19 protein-coding genes are annotated in these 26,074 nt (G+C 44.5%); 18 read left to right on the top strand and 1 reads right to left on the bottom strand.

The window, feature by feature from the left end:
* Positions 1-213 precede the first annotated feature (213 nt).
* From atpD to PHQ42_02015, 8 genes are all read left to right on the top strand, one after another.
* Positions 214-1,599, top strand: a complete 1,386-nt coding sequence (atpD, locus tag PHQ42_02050; GenBank protein ID MDD5071498.1) for a F0F1 ATP synthase subunit beta — start codon at positions 214-216, stop codon at positions 1,597-1,599.
* A gap of 201 nt (positions 1,600-1,800) precedes the next feature.
* On the top strand, positions 1,801-2,199 hold the full coding sequence (locus tag PHQ42_02045) for a GxxExxY protein (protein ID MDD5071497.1): 399 nt from the start codon (positions 1,801-1,803) through the stop codon (positions 2,197-2,199).
* A gap of 51 nt (positions 2,200-2,250) precedes the next feature.
* Complete coding sequence (gene atpC / locus PHQ42_02040; protein MDD5071496.1) at positions 2,251-2,688, top strand: ATP synthase F1 subunit epsilon; 438 nt, start codon at positions 2,251-2,253, stop codon at positions 2,686-2,688.
* A gap of 266 nt (positions 2,689-2,954) precedes the next feature.
* Complete coding sequence (groES, locus tag PHQ42_02035; protein ID MDD5071495.1) at positions 2,955-3,248, top strand: co-chaperone GroES; 294 nt, start codon at positions 2,955-2,957, stop codon at positions 3,246-3,248.
* 68 nt (positions 3,249-3,316) lie between these two features.
* The gene (groL, locus tag PHQ42_02030; protein ID MDD5071494.1) at positions 3,317-4,960 is read left to right on the top strand and encodes a chaperonin GroEL; all 1,644 of its coding nucleotides are present in this window, start codon (positions 3,317-3,319) and stop codon (positions 4,958-4,960) included.
* Positions 4,961-5,048: 88 nt separating this feature from the next.
* A complete protein-coding gene (locus PHQ42_02025; GenBank protein MDD5071493.1) occupies positions 5,049-5,222 on the top strand; it encodes a hypothetical protein in 174 nt (57 codons plus the stop codon).
* Positions 5,223-5,306: 84 nt separating this feature from the next.
* Positions 5,307-14,543, top strand: a complete 9,237-nt coding sequence (locus PHQ42_02020) for a helix-turn-helix domain-containing protein (protein ID MDD5071492.1) — start codon at positions 5,307-5,309, stop codon at positions 14,541-14,543.
* Between the two features lie 128 nt (positions 14,544-14,671).
* Complete coding sequence (locus PHQ42_02015; GenBank protein ID MDD5071491.1) at positions 14,672-17,098, top strand: DUF5667 domain-containing protein; 2,427 nt, start codon at positions 14,672-14,674, stop codon at positions 17,096-17,098.
* A gap of 91 nt (positions 17,099-17,189) precedes the next feature.
* Here PHQ42_02015 and PHQ42_02010 read toward each other — a convergent pair whose 3' ends face one another.
* Positions 17,190-18,059, bottom strand: coding sequence for a CAP domain-containing protein (locus tag PHQ42_02010; GenBank protein MDD5071490.1), 870 nt, complete (start codon positions 18,057-18,059; stop codon positions 17,190-17,192).
* 411 nt (positions 18,060-18,470) lie between these two features.
* Between PHQ42_02010 and pcm the strand changes: the two genes are divergently transcribed.
* From pcm to PHQ42_01960, 10 genes are all read left to right on the top strand, one after another.
* Entirely contained in the window at positions 18,471-19,100 is a 630-nt protein-coding gene (gene pcm / locus PHQ42_02005) for a protein-L-isoaspartate O-methyltransferase (GenBank protein MDD5071489.1), read from the top strand.
* Between the two features lie 9 nt (positions 19,101-19,109).
* Positions 19,110-20,150 (top strand): sugar phosphate nucleotidyltransferase, encoded by a 1,041-nt coding sequence (locus tag PHQ42_02000; GenBank protein MDD5071488.1) that lies wholly within the window; start codon positions 19,110-19,112, stop codon positions 20,148-20,150.
* A 3-nt stretch (positions 20,151-20,153) separates the two neighbouring features.
* Complete coding sequence (mltG, locus tag PHQ42_01995) at positions 20,154-21,206, top strand: endolytic transglycosylase MltG (GenBank protein ID MDD5071487.1); 1,053 nt, start codon at positions 20,154-20,156, stop codon at positions 21,204-21,206.
* 330 nt (positions 21,207-21,536) lie between these two features.
* A complete protein-coding gene (locus tag PHQ42_01990) occupies positions 21,537-21,941 on the top strand; it encodes an Rrf2 family transcriptional regulator (GenBank protein ID MDD5071486.1) in 405 nt (134 codons plus the stop codon).
* 47 nt (positions 21,942-21,988) lie between these two features.
* Positions 21,989-22,813, top strand: coding sequence for a L,D-transpeptidase family protein (locus PHQ42_01985; GenBank protein ID MDD5071485.1), 825 nt, complete (start codon positions 21,989-21,991; stop codon positions 22,811-22,813).
* Between the two features lie 44 nt (positions 22,814-22,857).
* Complete coding sequence (locus PHQ42_01980; protein ID MDD5071484.1) at positions 22,858-23,232, top strand: iron-sulfur cluster assembly scaffold protein; 375 nt, start codon at positions 22,858-22,860, stop codon at positions 23,230-23,232.
* 19 nt (positions 23,233-23,251) lie between these two features.
* A complete protein-coding gene (locus tag PHQ42_01975; protein ID MDD5071483.1) occupies positions 23,252-23,545 on the top strand; it encodes a hypothetical protein in 294 nt (97 codons plus the stop codon).
* Between the two features lie 60 nt (positions 23,546-23,605).
* Positions 23,606-24,172 carry an MBL fold metallo-hydrolase gene (locus tag PHQ42_01970; GenBank protein MDD5071482.1) on the top strand — a complete coding sequence of 189 codons (567 nt, stop codon included), beginning with the start codon at positions 23,606-23,608 and terminating at the stop codon, positions 24,170-24,172.
* 110 nt (positions 24,173-24,282) lie between these two features.
* Positions 24,283-24,534, top strand: a complete 252-nt coding sequence (locus tag PHQ42_01965) for a NifU family protein (GenBank protein MDD5071481.1) — start codon at positions 24,283-24,285, stop codon at positions 24,532-24,534.
* 105 nt (positions 24,535-24,639) lie between these two features.
* Positions 24,640-25,872 carry a cysteine desulfurase family protein gene (locus PHQ42_01960; protein MDD5071480.1) on the top strand — a complete coding sequence of 411 codons (1,233 nt, stop codon included), beginning with the start codon at positions 24,640-24,642 and terminating at the stop codon, positions 25,870-25,872.
* Positions 25,873-26,074 lie beyond the last annotated feature (202 nt).

The following is a 26,074-nucleotide window of genomic DNA, read 5'->3' as shown; positions in this document are numbered from 1 at the left end:
CAGAATATCTGCCAGAATACGTGGCTGAATTTTCAGTAAGATTTAGCCACCCGGAAATCTTTGATTCTCCGCTAACCTATCTGCAAAAATCAATTAGCTCTGTTCCACTTGACTAGGTATACCCTAAAAAATTAAAGATAAAAAATAGAAAATCAAAAATAGATTGCGTCATTTTTTATATTTTATTTTTTATTTTTAAATTTATCTAAGAATATGATAGAAAAAAAATCACAATTAGGAACGATCAAGCAGATTATCGGCGCGGTAGTTGATATCCATTTTGAGGATAATCTGCCGGAAATTTACACGGCTCTGGAAGTTAAATTGCCAAGCGAAAAAAAATTGGTTTTGGAAGTAGAGCAGCATATCGGCTTTAATGTGGTCCGGGCTGTAGCTATGGGTTCAACCGACGGCTTGAAAAGGGGAGATGAGGTAGTAAATACCGGCAGGGGCATTAGCGTGCCGGTCGGAGAGGAAACTTTGGGCCGAATCTTTAACGTTCTGGGCGAACCGGTTGACGGAGGCCAGGAAGTAAATACCGGCGAAAAATACGAAATTCATCGCCCGGCCCCGGCCTTTACCGACCAGTCAACCAACACGGAAATTCTGGAAACCGGCATTAAGGTTATTGACTTGATCTGCCCGATCGCCAAAGGCGGCAAGGTCGGAATGTTCGGCGGCGCCGGCGTCGGCAAGACCGTGGTTATCCAGGAATTTATAAACAACATCGCCAAAGCCCATGGCGGCTATTCTGTTTTTGCCGGAGTCGGGGAAAGAAGCCGAGAAGGCAATGACCTTTATCGTGAAATGAAAGAAGCGAAAGTCCTTGATAAATTGGCCATGGTTTTCGGCCAGATGAATGAACCGCCGGGTTGCCGCGCCCGCGTGGCTTTGACCGGCTTGTCAATCGCCGAATATTTCCGCGATGAAAAAGGCCAGGATGTGCTTTTCTTTATAGACAATATTTTTAGATTCACGCAGGCCGGCTCGGAAGTTTCCACCCTGCTTGGCCGGATGCCATCCGCGGTCGGCTACCAGCCTACCTTGGCCACGGAAATGGGCGAGTTGCAGGAAAGGATTACTTCCACGAACAAGGGCTCAATTACTTCCATTCAGGCGATTTATGTGCCGGCCGATGACTTAACCGACCCGGCGCCGGCCACGACTTTCGGGCATCTTGATTCCACCGTGGTGCTTTCCAGAAGTTTGACGGAATTGGGGATTTATCCGGCGGTTGATCCGCTTGACTCTTCTTCCACCATTCTTGACCCAAAGATAGTCGGAGAGAAGCATTACAATGTCGCTCGCGGCGTGCAGAAAGTTTTGCAAAGATATAAAGACCTGCAGGATATTATCGCCATTCTCGGCATGGAAGAATTGTCCGATGAAGACAAATTATCCGTGGTTAGGGCTAGAAAAATTCAGAGATTCCTGTCCCAGCCTTTTCATGTGGCCGAGACTTTTACCGGTCGGCCGGGCAAATACGTGAAATTGGAGGATACTATCCGCGGCTTTGAGGAAATACTTTCCGGCAAGCATGATGACAAAAACGAAGGCGATTTCTATATGTGTGGCGGGATTGAAGAAGTGAGTAAATAATCCGAATCTATCACCGCCTTGCCACGCCCCGTCGTCGCCTTTGGCGTGACCCCGCAAAATGCGGTGGCCAAAGGCGAGGCTCCGCTAGAGCGGGGCCGTGGGCAAATAATTTAATAAAGTGGCGGGACGAATTTATCCCTGCCTTGCCGGCAGGCAGGCGAATGCCCCGAATATTTTATTAATGTATTTTTTGGAGGGAATATGTTAAAAAATAAAAATATACTATATCCGGAATTATCATATAAGTTGAACAAGTTATTTTTTGAAACCCATAATAATTTAGGAAGATATAGAAATAAGAAACAATACGCAGATTATTTTGAAAAGTTGTTAAAGGAAGAGGGTATTGGATATTTAAGGGAATACGTTTTGCCATCGTTATTTGACGGGGAAAGAAAAAGAAGAAATGTTATTGATTTTATAATTGATAATAAAATTATAATTGAGTTTAAAACCGAAACTATAATAACGAAAGACGATTATTTTCAGATTCAGCGTTATTTAGTGTCGGCCAATAAAGAATTGGGAATAATAGTAAATTTTAGGCAAGTTTCGATAAAACCAAAAAGAGTATTAAATGCCTCAATGTTTAAAAAATAACAGTTAATTCGGAGCATTCGGATGTCATTCGGATTAATTAGGATTATATTTATGTACGAGAGCGATAAAACAATTAAATTTGAAGTGGTAACTCCGGAGAGAGTGGTTTTGAAAGAAAATATTCGCCAGGTAACGGTTCCGACCCGGTCCGGGGAAATTACGGTTCTGCCCAATCATATGCCCTTAGTTTCGGTTTTAAAGCCGGGCGTGATTGAATTGGAAAAAGAAAACGGGGAGACAGAAGTTATGTCCGTTTCCGGCGGTTTTATTGAAGTTTTGAAGAATAAAGTCGTAATTTTGGCCGATACGGCGGAAAGGGCGCAGGAGCTTGACTTAATAAGAGCCGAAGAAGCCCGGGCCAGGGCGGAAAAAATAAAAGATGAAACCAGGCAGGAAGACGCGGAAAATTTTGCCGCCATTACCGCCCAATTGGAGAAAGAATTGGCCAGAACCAAAGCGGTTAGAAGATGGAAAAATTTAAAAAGATAATTTTTGGCGGGATTTTTGAGATTCTTAAGATTTTTAAGATTTTTGGGATAAAAAACGGTCCCGAGGTTTCGGGATCGTTTTTTGTATGTTTTCTTCGCCTCTTGACAAACTAAAAAAAAGTGATAAGATACTTATGAGATTTAGCACTCTCGGGTCTAAAGTGCTAATCAGTTAGTAAGTTAATAACCTTTATAATTTATATACCATAATCATATCCATAACTTTTTGAGTTATGCGTTATGAGTTATGCGTTACAAGAGTAAAGTATGAAATTAAAACCAATCCATGACAATGTTATTATTAAGCCGATTGCGGAAAATGAGACAACTAAATCCGGCATAGTTCTGCCCGATACGGTGGACAAGGAAAAGCCGGAGAAAGGAGAAGTTTTGGCTGTGGGCGAGGGAAAGCTATTGGATAACGGCCAGCGGGCGCCGATGTCCGTAAAAGTCGGAGACAAAATTGTATTTAAAAAATATTCTCCGGATGAAATAAAGGTGGACGGAGAAGAGTATTTGGTTATTAGTGAAAACGATATAATCGCGATAATTAATAATTAATAATGGAAAATGAATAATGGAGGAACTAAAATTATTCATTATTAATTTTTCATTTTACATTTATACGTATGGCTAAACAAATTATTTTCAATGAAAAAGGGAGGGCGGCTTTAAAAAGAGGCGTTGATAAATTGGCCAATACCGTTAAAGTTACTCTTGGTCCGCGCGGCCGGAATGTCGTGATTGACAAAAGCTATGGCGCGCCCCAAGTTTCCAAAGACGGGGTAACCGTGGCCAAAGAGATTGAGCTGGAAGACAAGGTGGAAAATATGGGAGCGGAAATCATAAAGGAAGTGGCTTCAAAAACGAACGAAGCGGCCGGGGACGGCACGACTACGGCCACTATTCTGGCCCAGGCCATGATAAACGAAGGCCTGAAACTGGTTTCGGCCGGCGTAAGCCCGGTGGAAATCAGGCAGGCGATTGAGGGCAAAGTTTCCTCTATTGTGGCCAAACTAAAAGAAATGAGCAAATCCATTTCCACCAAAGAGGAGATTGCCCAGGTAGCCTCAATTTCGGCCAATGACAAGGAAATCGGGCAAATAATCGCCGAAGCCATGGATGTGGTCGGCAAAGACGGGGTTATTACGGTTGAAGAAGGCCAGCATTTCGGCGTGGAAAAAGAAGTGGTGGAAGGCATGGAATTTGACAAGGGCTATGTTTCCCCTTACATGATAACCAATCCGGACAAGATGCAGGCGGAGTTTGAAGACCCCTATATTTTGATCACGGACAAAAAAATTTCCGCTCTGGCCGACATTTTGCCGCTCTTGGAAAAATTAGCCCAGTCCGGCAAGAAAGACTTGGTGATTATCGCCGAAGAAATTGAAGGGGAAGCTTTGGCCACTTTTGTGGTTAATAAGTTGAGAGGGACTTTCAATGTTTTGGGAGTCAAGGCCCCGGGCTTTGGCGACAGGCGCAAATCCATGCTTGAAGACATAGCTATATTGACCGGCGGCAAATTGATTTCGGAAGAAGTCGGATTGAAATTGGAAAACGCCGGCATTGACGATTTGGGCCAGGCCCGCAAAGTCGTGGCGACCAAAGAAAAAACCACGGTTGTCGAAGGCAAGGGCAAGCCGGAAAAAATAAAAGAAAGGGTGGAGCAGATAAAGAAAGAAGTTGAAATATCCGATTCCGATTTTGACAAAGAAAAATTGCAGGAGCGGCTGGCAAAACTTTCCGGCGGAGTCGCCGTGATCAAAGTCGGAGCGGCCACGGAAACGGAGATGAAAGAAAAAAAGGATCGGATTGAAGACGCTTTGAACGCCACTCGCGCCGCGCAGGCCGAGGGCATTGTTCCGGGCGGGGGATTGGCCTTGGCTTTGGCCGGAGACGCTTTTGAAGAGCTTACCGACAAAAAAGAGGACGGGCTGGAAGTCAAAATTGTTGACAGCGCCATCTTGGAGCCGATAAAGCAGATTGCCGCCAACTCGGGCAAAGACGGTTCTTTGATTCTTTTTAATATAATCAGAGAGAATAAGAAAGGAAACAAAAATATCGGCTACAACGCCGCGACCGGAAAATTTGAAGATATGATCAGCGCCGGCATCGTTGACCCGACCAAGGTTGTTCGCAGCGCCTTGGAGAACGCCGCTTCGGCCGCCATAATGTTTTTGACTATTGAGGCCGTAATCGCCGAGAAGCCGGAGGAGAAAGGCAAAGAAAACAATTTGCCCGGCGGCATGGGCAACGGCATGGGGATGATGTAATTAAAATAATCCCGCTCTTCTCGAAGGGCGGGACAGGTAAAAATAACATATAAAACAGGGACGCAAAATTTTGCGTCTCTGTTTTTTTATGCAGAGAAGGCAGATAAAGGAAGTGGATAAATCAGACGGGATTTTATTTGTCCAAACTATAAATGTGGATAACCCGCTACTTTTTAAATTTTCTTCTTGTTTGGTTGTTTTTTCCCCCATAGAAACCGCTAAAAAAGTTTTGGGGGAAATTATAAAAAATGTTATAATATAAAGGCGTTTTAACAATTGATTGGCAATCCAATCAATTGTAAAATTCCAGCCAATCAATTAATTAATCAATTAATATAAAGATAAAGTGAAAGAGGGGGAAAATATAACCAACCAAATAGACAAAAAGAGCCAAGAAGGAATAGAAAAATATTCCCCCTTGTCTGATTTGGCGAAAAAATACGGCATCTCCCGCGACTATTTGAATACCCTGATTAACAGGAAAAAACTCAAGGCAAAAAAAATAGGCAGGATTTGGTTTTCAAGGCAGGATTGGTTAGAAGAATATTTGGCCGAGGACGGCAAGAACAAGAAGCACAAAAAAGACGATGGCGGAGAGGATTTGCCTCTTGCTGATTTGGCGAAAAAATACGGCATCTCCCGCGACTATTTGAATACCCTGATTAACAGGAAAAAACTCAAGGCAAAAAAAATAGGCAGGATTTGGTTTTCAAGGCAGGATTGGTTAGAAGAATATTTGGCCGAGGACGGCAAAAACAAAAAATATAAAAAGGGAAAGGCGGGAAAAGAAAAAATTAAAAGCCAAGAAAAAATTTTTAAAAAACCGGAGCCGATTTTTCCTTCGGTTGCTCTAAAACCCGAAGGGAAAAAATTGGATTGGATATTTCCGGAGAAAGACCAACTCCCCGAATTGGAGGCGGCTGAAAGAGATTGGCGGAAGGAGGCGAGGGAAGCGGAAAAAGAAATAGGTGAAATAAAAAGCCATATCCGGCCATTAGAATTTAAACATTCTTTTCGAAAATTTAATTTCGTTTCTTCGCGGGCCAAAAAAACAGCTATCGGTTTCGTCTTAACCATAGTTGCTTTTTGTTTTCTTTGTTTTGTTCCCGGCGCCGGCGCGTCTTTCGCCGATTTGGCCAATAAGATTTTGGATCTTTCCGCCAAGGGGAGGCAAGAAGCTTTAATCAGCGCCAAAAAAGCTGTTTACTTTTTGGCGAAAAAAGCGTCCGTCCCCACGGAAGACGGGGCGGGCCGAGTGGCCGGTATAAGCGAGGCCGCCGGCTGGCCGGTTCTCGCCAATGTCCGCTCCCTCGCTTTCGGAGCGGGCGAGGCGGCCAAAGACTCAATTTTTTTCGCTCTGAATCATTTGGCCCGGGCGCAGAGAAATTTATCTTTTGAACTGGGCAGAGAAGCGGCCGACTTGACCATAGCCGCTTCCGGACGGGTTAGGGGCGTGTCCGAATCCGGCGGGGAAAGCCTGGCGCAATTGGGCAAAGAACTTATCGGGGCGAATGAAAGGGCAAGGGATTATGCCGAAGCCAGCAAATCCAACTTTTTGAAAGAAGCCTCCCGTTCCGCCTGGTCTTTATCCGATCTCTACGCCAGATTTGTAGATTTTATAATTCCGGATCCTTTGAAGGAGCGTTACGCTTTGATAAGGGCTAACGCGGATTTGATGCGGTCCTACGCGGAGGAAGCGCAAACCCCTTCGGCTTCTTTGGCGGATTCGGGGCAGGCGGAAGCGGAGCGGGAAAAAATCACCCAAACCGTGGTTACCAAAACCGTTGAAACAAAATATATTTCCTCGCCCGAGACATTTGCTTTGGGCAAGGTTATCGGTCCGGTTAAGATAACCGGCGATTTGGGCGTTTTGGGAAACTCTGAATTGGATGGCGATTTGGCTGTCGGCGGCCCGGCCCGGTTTGACGACCGGCTTACCGTTTTGGGAGGCTCTGATTTAATCGGAGGGATATACAACAGCCAGGGAGATTTGAAAATAGACGATAATTTGATTGTTACCGCGGCTATGTCGGCTTTGGACGCCAGCATTATTAATGACTTAACCGTCGGCAATAATTTGTCGGCAAAAGTTTTGTCCGTTTCCGGCGACAGCGTGATCGGCGGATCCCAGACAATCCGCGGCTCGCAGTCTATCCTGAGCAATTTGGATATTACCGGCACGTTTTCCGCCGGCTATGCCCATTTCAGCAGTTTGGGCGTAAGCGGTTTCCTTTCCGGCAATAGCGTTTCCGCGGGCGAGGGCGGTTTAATCTCATCCGGAGACGCTCATTTTCTCGGGGATAATAATTATGTTATTGGCAATTTTGACATCAGCAAGGCTTCGGCGGCCGCTTTTTCAGTCGGGGACGGCGCGACCAGCAATTTTGTAGTCAATACCAGCAGCGGCATTATCACCCTTGCCGGCGCCACCACTATCACCGGCGCGCTTGATTTAACCGGAGCTATAACCAGCGCCGGCGCCACCACCTTAACCGGCACCACTACGATCAGCGGCCTTACTTCCATAACCGCTTCCTCCGTTGAACCGGCCTTGACCGTGACCCAGAACGGCGCCGGGGATATAATCAACCTTTATGACGGAGCCAACAAAGTTTTCGCGGTTTTGGACGGCGGTTATGTCGGTATCGGCACGACCACTCCCTACGCCCTGCTCTCGGTCAATGCTCCGGCCGGGGTTGACGCTTTTGCCATCGGTTCTTCAACCGCCACCAATTTCATCGTGGACAAAGAAGGAAACGTGGGAATCGGAATGGCCAATCCCAGATTTGCCCTGGACATAACCAGCTCTTCGGTAATCCCGACTTCTTTTATTCCCACTTTTTATGTTTCCGATGTTTCTACCTCATCAACCGGCGTGATTATGAATATGTTGGCGGCGATGAAAGCTAATCCGGGCATTGATTCCTCGGCCAGCTATAGGATTCTTAAATCCGACTTATCAACAGATTCTTCATCAGCGGTAAATTTTTCAAACATCGACGCCTTACTTGGAATAATCACAGAGGTTAAGCATTTAGGGACCGGCAACATCACCGGCGGAATAAAAGGCGGATATTTCAGCGCTTCCAACCAAAATACGGGAATAGTGGGCGAAAGCGTGGGCGGTTATTTTGAATCCTGGAATTTAGTCGGCGGCACGATCACGAATTCTTACGGCGGACAATTTATTTCCGGCAAATCAGCCGGGACGATTGATAATTCCTACGCCGGTTATTTTGACGCCAGCGGCGGAACAAAAAATTGGGGAATTTACGTTAACGCCGGCGACGCGTATCTTGGCCCCGGCTCTGTCGGCATCGGTACCACCTCGCCCTACGCTAAATTATCCGTAGCCGGCAATATCGCGGCGGACGGAACAATCACAGCTTCTACCATCACCGCCACTTCTTCAATTTCGGCTCCATACTTTACCGCCACCGACGCTTCAGCCACTTCAACCTTTGCCGGCGGGCTGGCGGTTGAAACAAGCGGATTGGTTTATGATTGGCAGACTGGAAATGTGGGGATTGGAACGGCGGCGCCGCGATATAATTTAGATATTTATAATACGGAAGGTGGTTCGGCCGGAATACACGCCAGAGCTAATGCTTATGGCACTTTTTTCTATGGAGAAAGAAGTTCCGGCACCATGGCTTCCCCCTTGGTTACTCCCTCCGATAATGTTTTAGTGGCTTTGGCCGGCGGCGGTTATGACGGAAGTAGTTGGGTGGCGCAAAAAGGGCAAATAAGCATAAAGTCGGATGGAAGTTGGTCAGTCACAAGTCTTCCCACCAAAATAACTTTTGAGACAACGCCAATTGATAGTGCATCCCCTTTGGAAAGGTTAAGAATAACAAATAGCGGCAACGTCGGGATCGGCACCACGTCTCCTTACGAAAAATTATCCGTCGCCGGCAATATCACATCAGACGGCTCAATCACGGCTTATGGCGGATTTATGGGTTCTACTTTCACCGCTACTTCTTCAATCTCGGCTCCGTATTTTACGGCGACCAGCCTTGCAAACGCTTCTACTTTTGCCGGAGGTTTTGTTTCTCAAGCAAGTTCAACGGTTACCGGTAATCTTACGGTTAATGATTTAATTATTCCTGATATGAAATTGGGCGCGGCTACTTATTCTTCTGTCAATGATTTTTTTAAATTATTCACTTCAGCTGGTCGGATATCTGGCGGAACGATTATTGACGCGGGTTCGGAAACAATTAATGTTGCTGCCGGCACCGGTGTTATTAGGATAGCGGACGACGATACTTCTCAAGTTAAATTTTTTGACTGGACGGCTTCTTCTTCCATATCTGTTCCGGCAAATGTTGTTAAATATATCGGCGTTGAGTATAATTCCGGTTCGCCGAGAATTGTCGCGCAAGACAATAATATCTGGGATTATGACACGGAATTTCCTCTGGGTTCGGTTATCAACCAGTCAGGCGACTTGTATATCCTGAATAATTCCTGGTGGGTGGGGGACGGCCTGACCAATGTTATTGAAAGATTGCAGGCGGAAAGTTATACAGCCAGGGATAACCATGTCGGCGGTCTGGTCCTGGACGTTACCGGCACTCGCAATCCCACTCTTTCCGCCGGCACGGTTTGGTCGCGTTTGAATGAATTTGAAATCAGCGCCAAAGATTGTTCCGGGGCCGATACTTTTTACGCTTTTTATCAAGACGGAGCGGGCGGCTGGACCAGAACCGCGGCCCTAAGCCAATATCCGGTTACCCAATATGACAACGGCACGGGCGTTTTGGCAAATATGACCGCCAACAGATACGCCAATTGGTGGGTTTTTGTGGAAATTGACGCGGCCAATAACGGCCAATTGATGCTTATTTATCCCCAAAACCAATATAATAATATCGCCCAAGCCGAAGCTGAAGAAGTTCCGAATTTTCCCACATCCTGGTATGAGCACGGGGTATTGGTAGGCAGAATTTTATTTAAGCAAGGAGTAGACGCGCCCGTAGAAGTCCAGTCCGCCTTTGTCCAACAATTTACTCCGGCTCAAGCCGCAGACCACGGAAATTTGGCTGGACTTTCGGACGACGACCATACCCAATACGCTTTATTAGCAGGCCGAAGCGGTGGCCAAACTTTATATGGCAGTATAACGGCTGATGAGACTTTAACTATCCGTGGTAATTCCGCCGTTGCCGGCAACACTTTAACTTCGGCAAACTTGATTTTTGGCGTAGGAAATTCTGGAGCCACGACCGCCATGACAATTCTTAATTCCGGTAACGTCGGTATCGGGACTGCGAGTCCTGCCCGTGAATTAGAAGTATCTGGTACGGGCGGGAGAGAAATCAGGATAACTTCTACAACAGCGGGAACAGGGACGGCTACGTTAGAACTTAGTACCCCCAATGAAGGAATTTGGTTTATTGAAGCAGATGACGCAACGGGTGATTTGGATATAGGGCAAGGTGGCAATTTGGTAACGATTCAAGACGGCGGCAACGTCGGCATCGGGACAACTACTCCCGCCTATCTCTTAGACGTTGACGGGGATTTTAGAGTGGGGGAAGAAGGAAGTTCTAATGCTTTATTTGTTGACGCTACTAAGGGGGCGGTGGGGATTGGCAAAAATAGTTTAGGAACTTCTTTACCTACAGGTTGGAATAGTCTTAATGGTAATTCAAGATTTTTAGAAATATTTTCAAGTGATTCCGCCTCGACTTATGATGCCGGTATAGTATTAAGACGCGGCGATGCTATGAATATTGGTACGGATATTTGGGTTGATGGTAGTGCGGGACATACTTATATTGACAACAGATGGAACTCTGCGTCTGGTGATATCAGATTTAGAACCCAAACCGCCGGAACCCCCGTAGATGTATTAACTTTAACGGGTGACGGCAACGTCGGCATCGGCACCACTTCTCCCTATGAAAAATTATCCGTGGCCGGCAATATCGCGGCGGACGGGACAATTACGGCTTCTACTATTGCGGCTACGTCCTCAATCTCGGCTCCGTATTTCACGGCTACTAGCGCTTCCGCCACTTCCACATTCGCGGGGGGATTGGCAGTTGATACTTCTGATTTTGTGGTTGACCCGAATAGTGGGCGGGTCGGGATTGGGACAATTTCACCTTCAGCAACACTCAATATTTATGGAGATGTTTTAGCAGGCCAGACCACAGATATGTCAGGAGATTTTAATGGAGTTGGAACAAATAAAAATTTTATATTTGCTTATGATAGCACTGAAACAAATAACATTAATGATGTTGGTTTTGTTATTAGACAATTAAATACAACTGCGGATACGCTAACTGGACTTCATTTCTCCGCAGCAAGCGGTAGCGGTCCGAGTGCTGGGAATGATTACCCAATTGCTGCAAGTATTGTTGTAGAGCATGAAGCAAGAACCTCTGGAGAGTATCATGCAGGTGAAATGACTTTTCATACTGCGCCGGGGAGTAATGTTGCTCCTTCTGAAAGAATGCGTATAGATTCTTCCGGCAACGTCGGCATCGGGACGACAAGTCCATCTGGAACATTTGAAGTGGAAAAATCTGTCAATACCGCTAATTTAGTTCAAATCACAAATCCGAACACAGGAGCTACTGCTTATGCCGAACTTAATATTCGTAATGACTATGGATCGCAAAATGGTTTGCGTCTTCTTACTATGGGCACAAACTGGACGGATGCTGGTATCTTTAAGCAGGATTCGGGCGGGCTTGTTACTGACTCGGCTCTTGCAAATGGTCTTTTCTTGGGAACACGCGCGTCAGCGCCCATAAATTTTTATACTAATAATAACGCCTCACCGCGAATGACTATTGATTCCTCCGGCAACGTCGGCATCGGGACGACCTCGCCGGCTTATCTCTTAGACGTTGACGGAGATATGCGGGTGGGAGTAGTTGGTAAGGCCAATACTTTTTATGTTGATACGGATAATGAGAGGGTGGGGATTGGGACGGCTTCTCCTGTCCCAGCTTTTGAAATAGATAAGTCTATTGCTTATACTGGTAGCCAAATTGATGGAGAGATAATGAGATTAGTAAATACAAACAACCAGGCTATAAGTCCGGTTGAGATAATGTTTTATACTGTCAGGAATGATACGGACGGAACTAATCTATATACGGCCGGAATTAAAGCAATCGGGACTCGTGGAACCGGCGCTGGCGCTATCAATTCAGGGGCATTGGCTTTTCATACAGCGGATGGCGCTGGAAATGTTGCTGAAAGAATGAGAATTGATTCATCCGGCAATGTCGGTATCGGGACGGCAAGCCCAGGATCGAAGTTAGAAGTAAGCGCTGGGACATCTATATCTTCAGCTAGTTCTTTCCCATTGCAAATTACAAACTATTTATCCGAAGAACATTTTTCCGGAATAGGATTTGCTGGTTACAATGCTGGGGCAGACCAACCAATAAAATCAAGCATAGCGCATTTAAGGGAAACCGGTTCTGCTTATGGCTGGGGTGATTTAGTTTTTCTGCTTGACGAAACTAATGATTTAAGCGACGTGGATATAAACGATGAGAAGATGAGAATTACTTCTGACGGCAATGTCGGCATCGGGCATTCATCTCCAGCGGCTAAACTTCACATACAAGATACAACCTCAATAACAAGTTTTACCGGAGCGCATAACGCCGGCCTTAAAATAAGAGGCGGGACAACTAATAGCGAGTACGCTTTATTGGGATTTGCCAGTTCCTATGATTCAAACGTCGGCCAAATAGGGGTAAGACAGGAAGCCATCGGTTCATATATGGAGTTTGGCACTTCTAATAATTATGGCTTGGGAATAACTAATACAGCAATGACTATTAACCCTAGTGGCAACGTCGGGATTGGGGTATCTCCTAGTTACCCACTTGATATAAAAAGGGATGGAACAGCTTTTTATGGTAATTTATATGCTTTAGCTAATTTTAGAGATGCCAGCGCTAACAAAGGATTAGTTATTGGATATGACAACACGGCTTATAAAACGTCTTTGTGGGCTGCAAATTCTGCAGGGTGGGGTACTGAAACAGCTATGGAATTTTGGACAGCTAATGGTTCGGCGTGGGGTTCAAGAATGATAATAAACGGTACTGGTGTCGGCATTGGCGCATCAGCCACTAACCCCACTCATCTCATTGAACTTGACGCCGACACCTATGGCACAACTTCGGGCTGGACCGACTCGTCTGACCGAAATAAAAAAGAAAATTTTACGGTTCTGGGCGATTTAGCCTTGGAGCCGGTAAAACTATCGGTCTGGACCGGAAATGGCTCTACGATTGATGCGATTGAATATGAAGAAGGAGAGGAAGTTAATCTAGATAATAACGAAATATTAAAGCGTCTCTCTATAATGCCGGTAATGCAGTGGAATTTTATCAATGATGACGACTATAATGAAATGAGCTCTTCTACGATTAAGCATATTGGCCCGACGGCCCAGGATTTCTATAAATTATTCGGTTTAGGTTCGTCTGACACCAGAGTAAGGGCTACGGATTTAGCCGGAGTTTCGCTCGCCGGCCTTAAAGCTCTGAACGAAAAGGTTTGGCCGATAATCAATAATATTGGAGTTGACGAAAATGGCAATATAAAATTGGGAAATTGCGTAAGAACAGGGCAATGCCCTGTTCCGACCGAAGGGGGAGAACCTGTCGTGGAAATCGTGACCGCCACCACTACCAGCCAGACCGCGTTTGTGGTTAACCAGTTCGGCTCGGGCGACATTGCTGATTTCAAAACTCAAGATGTAAGCGTTATGAATATTGCGGGCAGCGGCAAAGTTTCCATTGTCGGCACTTTGGCCGTGGACGGCCGGATCATGGCTTGCGCCGGTTCTTCCTGCGGTTCGGTTTTGGAAGACGCGGTTGACGAAACCATGGGCGATATCGGCGTGGAAGGCAAGGTCGTGGCCGGAGCGTTTGAAGGCTATTGCGAAGAGGGCTTTGTTTGGGTACCGGGCTCGGCGAAGTATGGGACAATGCCGGGATTCTGCGTAGCGGCTCGCATCGCTCGCCTGGCAGACACGAATGAAACGAATTTAACGAATATAACGAATGTGAATGGCCAGGTATGGAATAATATTTCGCAGGGTGAAGCAGGTCTTGCCTGCCAAGGTTTAGGCACGGGCTACCATTTAATTTCCGAAAACGAGTGGTTAACCATTGCTGGCAATATTATTAAAGTGGCTAGCAATGATATAGACGAAGCTACGCCGGGCCTGCAATTATCAACTGGGATAGACCCGAACCTGCCCTTTACCCTAACTAATGGCGAAAAAGTCTATGAACTGGCCGGAGAAACAGGGGAATGGACGGACAGGATTATTTCCGCCACGGCTGTGCCCACGCCGGAGAAAGACAGCTGGCAGGAATATTATGAAATAGACATAAAAGATTTTGATTTCCCCCCGCCTTATTATTTGACCTCGGCCAACGGGATTGGTAAAATATTGGTAGGAGCGCCGGAAAATCGGGAGAGTAGCTTAGCCGGGTTTGTCCGGGGCAGAGATGGAATTTATAGCCTGGATTTGACTAATTCTCCGATAGCGGTGAGCGGAACGATTGGATTTAGATGCGCGAAGTAAATAATTCCCTCCTTCGAAAGCCTGCCTGTCCGGTAGGCAGGGAGGGGTAGGGGAGGTTTAAACCACCTTCAGCCCCCTTTTGAAGGGGGACAAATAGGACTTATAAATAACATATAACCCCCAAACTTATGCCAAAACTAAAAACCATTTTAAGGCTGGCGGCTATTTTTAGTCTGGCCTTAACCTTAAATCTGGGCGCAGCCCTGGCCCAAGACGATTCGGTCGCGGCCGAAGAAATATTTGCCGGAGACATAAAAGCGCCGGCGGCCGAGTCAACGGCGGCCGAGGAGGACAACGCCTTAAGCGCGGAAATTTTAGGCGTGGAGGCGCCGAGTTTATTGCCGACTTCGCCTTTTTATTTTTTTAAAGAAATCGGGCGGGGCCTAGGCAATGTCTTTGCATTTTCCGCCGAGAACAAGGCGGAAAGAAGGATGGAACAAGCGGCGGAGCGTCTGGCGGAAGCGAAAGCCATGATAGCCGAAGCTTCTTCGGACAATAATCGCGCGAACAAAAAAATAACCAACAGCTTGATAAAATATCAAAAAGACATAGCCAAAGCGGAGGCCAGCCTTGGGAAAATAAAGGAAGATTCGGACGCTTATAATAATTTAATGGACAAAGCCGTGGATAAGTATTCGGCTTTTGCCAAAGTTATGGCCGTGGACGAAGATTTAGCTTTGGATATTGATAAGGATATTGTTCAGGAAATTTATAAAAGCAAAGAGATCGTTTTGGATAATTTGGCGGGAATTATAGATAAATTACCTGACCCGGAAAAATTAACAGAGGTTTTGCAGAATCAAGCCGGCTCGGATTTCAAAGAATTCAGAAATCTGGAAGTTTTGGGCGAACTGCAAGGCAAATTGCCGGAGCAAGCGGCCGAAGCGGTGAAACAGGCGCAGGAAAAGATAAGGGCAAGAATGGAAGAGAAATTAGCCGCGGCCGCGGACGGCAAAACCGGTGAAGATTTTGCCAATTACGTGATAGCCCTGAAAGGCAACCAGGTTGAGCATATGGCGATTTTAGATGAGCTTGGCAAGAGCGAAAATTTGCCGGACGAAGTAGCGGCCGGATTCAGGAAAGCCAAGGACGCGGTGGCCATAAATTTTTCCAAAAAAATGATAAACCATCCGTCTTCGCGACAATTGGTGGAAGACATCGCTTCCGGAGACATTGACAAATTAAGGGTTTTGGAGCAAATGTCAGACGCCTTGCCGGATTACAGCGAAGTAAAGGAAGAATTGAACCAAGCGCGGGAAAGGGCCCTGAACCGGGCGGTGGAAAAAATCAGCGAGATTGAATCCGTTGACGACAAAATAAATTTTTTGATAAAAGACGGAGTGCCGGACGCGAAGAGTTTTGTTATCCTTGACCAGTTGCAGGCGAAATTTACGCCGGAACAGCAAGAAACCATGAAAGCGGTGAGAAACAAGGCTTTTGAAATTTTTTCCGACATTGTTGACAATGCCGAGAACAGCGAAAAATTACTGGAAAGATTGTCATCTGACAGCCCGAAAGACATAGAAGTAATCGCGGCTATCAGAAAAAATTTGCCGGCCGGCGTGGCTCTGAAATTTGAAACTCTGGTGAAAAAGCAGTTGGAAAGGGTGGAAGAGAGGCTGGCAAACGAAGAAAATCTGGAGAAGCTGATTGATTTGAGGGCGCAGATTGACGATTCGCCGGAAGCCCAATCCCTGATCGCGAGCGTAAGGCCGGGGCTGATAGAAAAAATAAACAAAGAGCAAGTGGATAAGGTGGCGCAGGCCTTTGAGAAAGCGGCCGACCCGAGCCGGGTGGTGGAAATCGCCAATAAATATAATGAGATTCTGGAAAAATATCCGTCCGTGGCGGAAACTTTGAAAAAAGTTAACCCCGGGCTGGTAAAAAATTTAATAGACGCCCAGACGAAAAAAATTGAAGAGGGAATAGAAAAGATAAGCGATCCGGAAGAAATGCAGGCGGTTTTGGAAAAATTGGAAGCCGTTGGCATGGAAAAATTCAAAGACCAGATCGGCCCGGAAGCGAAAGCGAAAATAACAAACAGAATTGTAGGCCAGCAGAAAGAAATTGAAAAAAATAAGTTTATGGAGCAAATAAGCCGGGAAGCCGGCGGAGAAATCAACCGGCAGGAAATGGAAAAAGTATTTAATGAAAATGTCGGCAGTTTGATTGAATCATCGGGCGGACAGCCGACTTCGGAAATAAGAGAGCGGGCGGAAAAGATAATAAGAGAGCAAGTGGGGGTTATGATCCAAAAAAAGCAGGCGGAGCAGCAAATATTAGAGAGCCTGCCGGCGGATATCCCCAATCGCGAGGAGGTTGAAAACAGAATGAGGCGGGAGTTGGCGCCGAAAGAGATTAACGCGCCGTTGGAGTTAAAAGAGATTGACCCCGCAAGGCAGGAGGCGTCCGGCCAGATGCAGGCCCCTCCGAGCGCTGAAGAGATAGAAAGAATAAAGCAGGAGCAGATACGGCAGCAAGCTCCGCAGACTATGGGGCCGACGCCGGAGCAAATTCAGCAGATGCAACAAGCGCCGGCGCAGGCAGAGAATTAAAAAATATAAAAACCCCGCCCTTTGAGAAGAGCGGGGTTTTTGAAAGGAGTAAAATTTAAATGCTTCTCCGCCGGTAAGGGGAGGGATTTATCTAAGCAAGCCTGGCCAAGTCGGAAAAGCAGAGAAAATAAAGATAGAAGACAAAAAGAAGGAGCAGGACCGACGAGGCGATATTAAAATATTTCATTATATTCAGCAGGTTATACCGAGCAAAAAAATTGTTCAGCCGGCTTTGGCCGCTATTTTCCCAGTAATCCATTTGGTAATAATTATTTGTTTCAAGGAAAGAATTAGAAAAAGCTGATTTATTTCCCAGGGAATAGGTTAGAAATTTTTCCGCGGGAAGGGAATTCAGGGACGAGGGGAGAAAAAGAGGGGAGTTTAAATTATGGCCGATAAGGTAATTTCCCAATTCTTCCCCGGCTATCCGCGGTTGGGAAACGCCCAAGGGCGGGGCGCCGAAAATTTGCACCACCAAAGTCGTATCTTGGCCGTCAAAATTTCCCCGGGCGGCAGCCACCCCGATTTCCCGGTAATAAGAATTTAAAATGTTTTTTTTGTGGGAGGGCGAAGCCAGCCAGGCGGCCAGCACGCCCTCGCTCGTGATAAAATCAACCGCTAAATTTTCGCCGACATAAGAATATTTATAGCCGGTTTCTTTTATCCATTCGGAAAATTTTTTCTCCCCGATATTATGCTGGAACCGGCCGCTGGCCAGGATGGCCAGGGCTTTTTCAGCCGCCGCCTTGGCCAGGAGTTCGTTAACGGTCAAAGGGCCAAGATTATTTTCCGTTCTTTCCCGGTTGGTGAGTTCAATGATTTTTTCCGGAGTGATAGAGGAAAGATAGGCGGTTTTTGGCCACAAAAAAATCCCTAAAAGAATTACTGTTAGAGATCCTAAATATCTTAAATAATAAGTTTTTTCCCGACAAAAAGGGGAAGTTTTATTTTTATTCAGCATTTTTTATTTTTATCTTTATTTTTGTTTTTGTCAACCCCAAATAAAGCTTTTTAAGCTTATATTACTATTATAGCATAGATAGCGAAAAAAAGCAAGGATGGAAAAATAAAAAATTGAGATTTTTATTTAGATGACTCAAACATATAACTTAGATTCTAAATTCTAAGCACTAAATCCTAAACTCTAAACAAATCCTAAATTCAAATTATCAAAATTCAAAACATTAGTTTTGAGCATTTGGATTTTGGTAATTGTGATTTGTTTAGGATTTTCAACCCGAGGCTGATCTGCCTCTGGCATGAAGAAATTAGGATTTAGGATTTATTCTTCTTGTTTTACCAATAATACAGCAGCTTGAATTTTTGTTTTCTCCTCCTTGCCGTTCTTTAATTCGTGTATTATAATATTTCTATGTCTTTGGTTGATGATTTGATTAAAACCGGCTATTTAAAAACTCCGACCATAATAGAGGCTTTTCAAAAAGTCAGGCGGAGAGATTTTTTAGTTTCCGGAAGCGAAGAAGAGGCGGAAATAAACGCGCCGATTTCTCTCGGATTTGGCCAGACTATTTCCCAGCCGGCCACTGTGGCCTTCATGCTGGAATTGCTGCGGCCCCAAAAAGGGGAAAAAATTCTTGATGTGGGGAGCGGTTCGGGCTGGACTTGCGCTTTGTTGGCCCGGATTGTTGGCGAGGCAGGAAAAGTTTACGGAGTTGAAAGAATAAAGGAGTTGGAAGAAAGGGCGGAAAAAAATGTATCCAAATATGATTTTATAAAAAAGGGCATTGTGCAAATTTTTTGTTCAGACGGAAGCGAAGGTTTGCCCGATTTATCTCCTTTTGATAAGATTATAGTGGCGGCCGCGGCCGAGGAAATTCCGGAGGCGTTATTGGCGCAGTTAAAAGTCGGGGGCCGGTTGGTTATTCCGGTGGGCAGGCAATTTGAAGCCCAGAATATGGTGGCGGTTGACAAAACTGGCAAAGACAAATTTAAGAAAAAAATATTTCCGGGGTTTATTTTTGTGCCCCTGGTTAAAGATTAAAAAAGAATTATGAAGCTGATTATTTTTGCCGGCGGCATCGGCACCAGGCTTTGGCCCTTGTCGCGGCAGAATTCGCCGAAACAATTTGACAGAATTTTTTCCGGCAAGTCAACATTGGAATTGGCCGTGGGCCGGGTGGCGCCTGTTTTCGGACTGGCCAATGTTTTTATCCAGACCGTAGAAAATTACAGGGATATTGTCAGGCGGCAAATTCCCGATTTGCCCGCGGAAAATATTATAATTGAGCCGGCGCGGCGGAATTTGGGTCCGGCAGTCTGCTTGGCCATGACGGAGATGGAAAAACGGGGTTTTTCCGGGCCGGTAGCCATCCTTTGGTCCGACCACTTATTGGAGAGAGAAAAAGATTTCACCCGCAATCTGCAATTGGGAGAAAAACTAATAAGCCAAGACCCCGGCCGTTTGGTGTTTCTGGCCGAGAAGCCCCGGTTCGCCAACAATAATCTGGGCTGGATGAAAATCGGAGACAAGGCGGGAGAAATTGAAGGAAATGGCTTTTTCCGCTTTGCCGGCTGGAAGTACAGGCCGGAAATCGGAGAATGCAAGCGGATGTATGAGTCCGGGCAGTATTCCTGGAATCCCGGCTATTTTATAACCTCGGTGGAATTTTTGCTGAAACAGTATGAAAATTTATCCCCGCAAATATATGAAAGCGTAAAGAAGGGAAATTATGAGCAGGCGGAAGCTGTCCATTTTGATGAAGCGATTCTGGAAAAAATTGATTTGAGCAAGGCCGTAATTTTGAAAACCGATATGGGCTGGAGCGACCCCGGCACTTTGTACGCCCTGAAAGAGGCGCTTGAAGAAAGCAATGAAGCTAACGTAACCCAAGGCCGGGTAACAACCCTTAACGTCCGCGACAGTTTATTGTATAATTTGGAAAAAGACAAAATAATGGCTGTTTTGGGAGTTGACGGAATGGTGGTTGTCAACACGCCGGACGCTTTAATCGTTATTCCCAAAGACGAGGTGGTAAATATTACAAAATTAATCAATAAAATGAAAGAGGAGGGCTTGGAGAAGTATTTATAACATATGAAATTTACAAAAAACACAATTGTTTTAATTATTATCCTGTTTGTTTTGGCCGGAGTTTTTTATTGGCGCGGGACAAATTCGGCCGCGGATAAGGGCGGGCAGGATATTCAATTTTCGGTTTCTCCCGGGGAAAGCGTAAGCCGGATAAGCGGTAATTTAACCGAAGCCGGATTGATTAAGTCGGAATTTTATTTCAAGGCTTATATTTGGAAGAATGGCCTGGGGGCAAAATTGCAGGCAGGCGATTATATTTTGAATCCGTCCCTTTCCATAAAGAAAATTGTGGGGATTTTGACCGGCGGGCAGGGAATGAGCAAGGAAAGAACCATAAAAATTATTGAGGGCTGGAATATTCGGGAAATTTCCCAGTATTTTGAAAGAGAAGGTATGTTCCAGTCCGAGGAACTCTTGGAGTTGGTTGGTTTCCCAAAAATTGATTATCGGTATAACAAGGAAATGCCGGCGCCAAAAAATTATTCTTCCCAATTTGATTTTTTGGCCGATAAGCCGGTTTATTATAGCTTGGAGGGATATTTATTCCCGGATACTTACCGCATTTTCAAAGACGCGGCCTTGGACGACATAGTTTTGAAGATGCTTGATAATTTTGGCAAAAAACTAACGTCGGAGATGCGGGATGAAATTGCCAGGCAAGGGAAAACCATTTATGAAATTGTAACCATGGCGTCTTTGCTGGAGAAAGAAGTGCGCGGGGAAGAAGATATGAAAATTGTTTCCGGAATTTTCTGGGACAGGATAAAAAATAAGCAGGCGCTTGAATCCTGCGCGACCTTGGCTTATATTTTGGGCGTTAACAAGCCCCAGTATACGGCCGAGGACACAAAAATAGATTCGCCTTACAATACCTACCGGAACAGGGGATTGCCGCCCGGGCCGATTTCCAACCCCGGCTTGAAAGCGATCAGGGCCGCGATTTATCCGATTTATACAAATTATAATTATTTTTTGAGCCGGCCGGATACCGGCGAAACGGTTTTTTCCAAAACTTACGAAGAGCATATCGGAAATAAGGCAAAATATTTGAAATAAAGCGGTAAAACCCCGCCCTTCGCAAAGGGCGGGGTTTTTGTTTTTCCCCGCCGGAAATACGCCCGCGGCTTGTTGCGGTCTAGCTTTACGCCCGGGCCGGTTTTCCGGAGGGGTTGACAGGCTTTTTAATTATGATAAACTATAAATACCTACCAAAATAGTGTGTATTAAATACCTCGTTCAATCCGTGTCCCCCTTCGAAAGGGGGATTAAGGGGGTTATAACTTTTTTTTAACTTCCCCAACCCCTCCCTGCCTACCGGACAGGCAGGCTTTTGAAGGAGGGCAAAATTCCCCTTAGTACCCCCTTACCGAAAGGGGGCAAAAATGTATGAAATTTTCTACGCGGACAACTTACGGCTTGAGGGCTATGATTAGATTGGCCGGCCATAAAGACAAAAAACCTTTGCCCCTGCCCAATATTGCCAAAGCGGAAAATATTTCTTTGAGTTATTTGGAGAGATTATTTGCCGATTTGAAAAAGGGCGGTTTGGTTAAAGCTGGCAAAGGCTCTAAGGGCGGCTACCGCCTGGGCCGGCCAGCAAGTAAAATCACGGTTTTTGATATTATTAAATCCTTGGAGGGTAAAATGAGTTTATTCCATTGTTTGGCTGAAGATGGTAATATTTATTGTAATATCGGTTGTAAATGCGGAGCGGCTCTGGTTTTATCTAAAGTTCAGGAATCTCTAAAAAAGACTTTAAAAGGAATTAAGCTAAGCGATTTAGTCGCATAACGCATAACGCATAACGCATAACGCATAACGCATAACGAGAAGGCTTTATGAGAAATAAAATCCCTCCAACCTCTTTTATCCCGCCGGTGCCGAGGTTTTGGCGGACAAGCAAGGGGAAGAAAATAAACATTTGGTTATCTTTATTTTTTGTATTTTATTTTTTATTTTTTAGTTTTTTTCCAGCGTTAGCCAATAGTTTGCCGGATTCTGACAATGACGGCGTACCTGACAGAGATGAAATAGAGATTTATAAAACAGATCCGTTCAATCCCGATACTGATGGCGATGGCTATAGCGATTGGGAGGAATTAAATGCGGGCTATTCTCCCCATAATCCGGAGCCGGTCAAGCTGGAAGACAATGATTATGACGGAGACGGCCTGTCTGACAGGATGGAACTGAATTTCGGAACAGATTTGGCAAATCCGGACACGGACGGCGACGGCTATTCGGACGGAGAAGAGATAAGAGGCGGTTTTGACCCCCTGGTTGGTAACGGAGCCAAGCTGGAAAAGAGGATAGAGATAAATACTGGCGTTCAGACTTTAAGTTATTTTTTGGGCGGGGTAAGAATGGGGACTTTTTCCGTTTCCACCGGCAAAGCGAGCATGCCGACGCCAAAGGGCCATTTTACGATTTATAATAAATTTCCTAAAGCCTGGTCAAGTTATGGCTTATGGATGCCCTATTGGCTGGGCATGCAATACGGAAAATTCGGGATTCATGAATTGCCGGTTTGGCCCAGCGGCTATAAGGAGGGCGAAGACCACTTAGGCACGCCGGTTTCCCATGGTTGTATCCGCCTAGGCGTCGGTCCGGCCAAGTTTATTTATGACTGGACGCCGGTCGGCACGCCGGTTTACATTTATTAATTTTTTATAACGTGAAACGCATAACGCGTAACATGGTTTATAATATGTCTTATTCAAAAAAAGTACTAAAGCATTTTAAAAATCCCCATAACCAGGGCGTGATTAAGAACGCGGACGCGGTTGGAAAAGTCGGAAATCCAACTTGCGGAGATGTAATGAAGATTTATATAAAAGTTAAAGACAATAAGATAAAAGATATTAAGTTTGAAACTTTAGGTTGCGCGGCCGCGATTGCGGTTTCTTCGGCTTTGACCGATATGGTGAAAGGGAAAACCATTGACCAGGCGCTAAAAATCACCAAAGATAAAATTGTAAAAAATTTGGGCGGCCTACCCCCTGTAAAAATCCATTGTTCAATGCTGGGGGTTGAAGCTTTGCATGAAGCGATAAAGAATTATAAAAATAAAATAATAAAATAATATAAAAATAGCGATGAATTTGACAAGAAATCAAAAAATTGCGATTACGGCAATTATTATTCCAAATATAATCGCTATACTACTCGGCGCAATCAACTTCTTTCAAAACAGGAATATTAAATTTGATTTAAATGAATTAAAAGCTGCCAAAATCATATCCGATAGGCTTTGCCTTTCTAACGGATATTGTATTTATGAAGATGAATCATTAAATATCCCAAATATATCTACTGGCCAAATAGTTAATGGAAAAGTTAAAAATCAAGTTAGCACATACACTAAGGGAGCGACAACAACTATGGAATTTAGATAAAATTATAAATTTAAAAATTGTTTAAAAATTTAAAATTTAAAATTTAAAATTAATAAGAATATGGCAGAAGCAAAAATTTTAATCAGAGGTTATACCTCGGCGGAAGAAGTGGAGACAAAGGGAGAAGAAAGAACCTGCCCGACCATTAGCTTGATAAGAGATAACGGGAAAACGATAGTTGTGGACCCGGGAGTTTTAAGGAATCAGGATGACCTAAGGGAAAAATTAAGGGAAGATGGTTTAACTACGGACGACATAGATTTTGTATTTTTAACCCATTCCCACCTTGACCATTACCGCAATACCGGCATGTTTGCCCGCGCTAAAGTTTTGGAATATTTTGGGATTTGGGACGGAAACAAATGCGATGACTGGCAGGAAGATTTTAGCCCAGATATAAAAATTATAAAAACACCCGGGCATAATTCTAATTCCATAACTTTTTTAGTCAAAACAGAAAAGGGGACAGTGGCGATTTGCGGAGATGTTTTTTGGAAAGAAAATTACCCGGAGAATGATCCCTACGCTTCCGATCCCGTTAAATTGGCCGAAAGCCGGAAAAAAGCTTTGGAAATGGCTGATTTTGTGATTCCCGGGCACGGGAGCATATTCAAAGTTAAAAAATAATAATTAATTACAAATCCACAAATTATTTCACAAATTCACAAATACTATTTTAAACATTTTTGTTATATTTGTATATTTGTGAAAGATTTGTAATTTGTAGAATAAATAATATGGTAAAAAAACAAATAAAGAATAATTTAGAAGAAAAGATTAAAAAAGCTTTAGAGAAAGTCCGGCCGAGCCTGCAGGCTGATGGCGGAGATATTAAATTTATCGGCTGGTATCCGGAAACCGGCATCGTTCAGGTGCAATTAGTCGGCATGTGCGCGCACTGCCCTATGGCGCAGATGACTCTAAAGCAGGGAATTGAAGCGGAGCTAAAGAAAGAAGTGCCGGAGGTAAAGGAAGTGATTAACGCGTAATTTTCAATTACCAATTATCAATTTTCAAACAATTTTTAATATATTAATTTTCAAACTACGAAATTTATCGTTCATTGAAAATTGAAAATTGAAAATTGTAAATTTATGTCAATATATTTTGACCATAGCGCTACCACGCCAATAGACAAAAAGGCGCTAAAAGAAATGGCACCGTATTTTAACGAGAAATTCGGCAATCCGTCTTCAATCCATAGCTTTGGCCAGGCCGCGGTTGCCGGAGTTGATAAAGCCAGAGAGCAGGTGGCGAATTTTTTAAATTGCGATCCGGGAGAAATAATTTTTACTTCCGGAGCGACCGAATCCGATAATCTGGCATTGCGGGGCGTTATTAAGGCCTTGAAGTTGAGGGGAATTAAAAATCCGCATGTTATTACAACCCTGATTGAGCATGACGCGGTGCTAGAGCCTTGCTTAGAAATGGAAAAAGAGGGCGTGGAAGTGACATTTTTACCGGTTAAACCCAATGGCGTGGTGGATTTGGAAAAATTTAGGAAAACCGTAAAAGATAACACGGTTTTGGTTTCCGTGATGTATGTTAACAGTGAAGTCGGGTCAATACAACCTGTCAGGGAAATCGGGAAAATTATAGAAAAGATAAATAAAGATAAGTTAAATGAATGGAAGAAAGCCAGAACCAAGGACAGGGGGGAAAAACCGCAGCCGATTTATTTTCATACGGACGCGACTCAAGCCCTTAATTTTTTGCCTGGCGATACTAAATATCTTCATGTTGATTTATTAAGTTTGTCCGGCCATAAAATTTACGGGCCAAAAGGCGTGGGCGCCTTATTCGTTAAAAATGATGTTCCGCTTAAGCCAATCCAATTAGGCGGACATCATGAAAGAAATTTGCGCAGCGGCACGTTAAATGTGCCCGGGATTGTAGGTTTAGGGGCGGCTATTAGTCTTTTGGATGAAAAAACAGTTAAAAAAAATAATGCCAAAATCGCCAAACTGCGGGATAAGCTCGTGGACGGCATTAGGAAAAATATACCTGACGTTATTTTAAATACGGACCGAGAAAATTCCACGCCAGGGCATGCCCATTTTTCTTTTTTGGGCGTGGAAGGGGAGTCAATTTTAATCGCTCTGGATTTAGAAGGAATCGCGGTTTCCACCGGTTCGGCCTGCGCTTCCGGCTCTTTAAAAGCTTCGCATGTATTACTGGCCATGGGTATAAAAAAAGAAGTCGCTCACAATTCCATCCGTTTTAGTTTGGGAAAAAATAATACAGAAGCCGAAATAAAGACATTAATAAAAATTTTACCGCCGATTATAAATAAATTAAGAGGAATGAACCCTGACTATTTAAAATAATATAAAAATAAAATAAAACAAGAAAAAATAAAGGGGCTCAACCCAAAGCTTCGGGGTTGATCCCCTTTGTAAGTTATGGGTATACTAAGGCAGTTGGAACAAGAGTAAAATTAAACTAGCTAATAATTAACTCTCTTGTTCTATGATCGCGCTCTTAAACCAGGTCCCTTCTGAGACCAAAATCAGAAAACAATTAAGAAAA

The organism is Patescibacteria group bacterium (genome assembly GCA_028711655.1).
Classification (GTDB): Bacteria; Patescibacteriota; Patescibacteriia; order Patescibacteriales; family JAQTRU01; genus JAQTRU01.
Note: the sequence above shows the minus strand (reverse complement) of the source record. Positions and strands in the feature narration are given on the sequence as shown.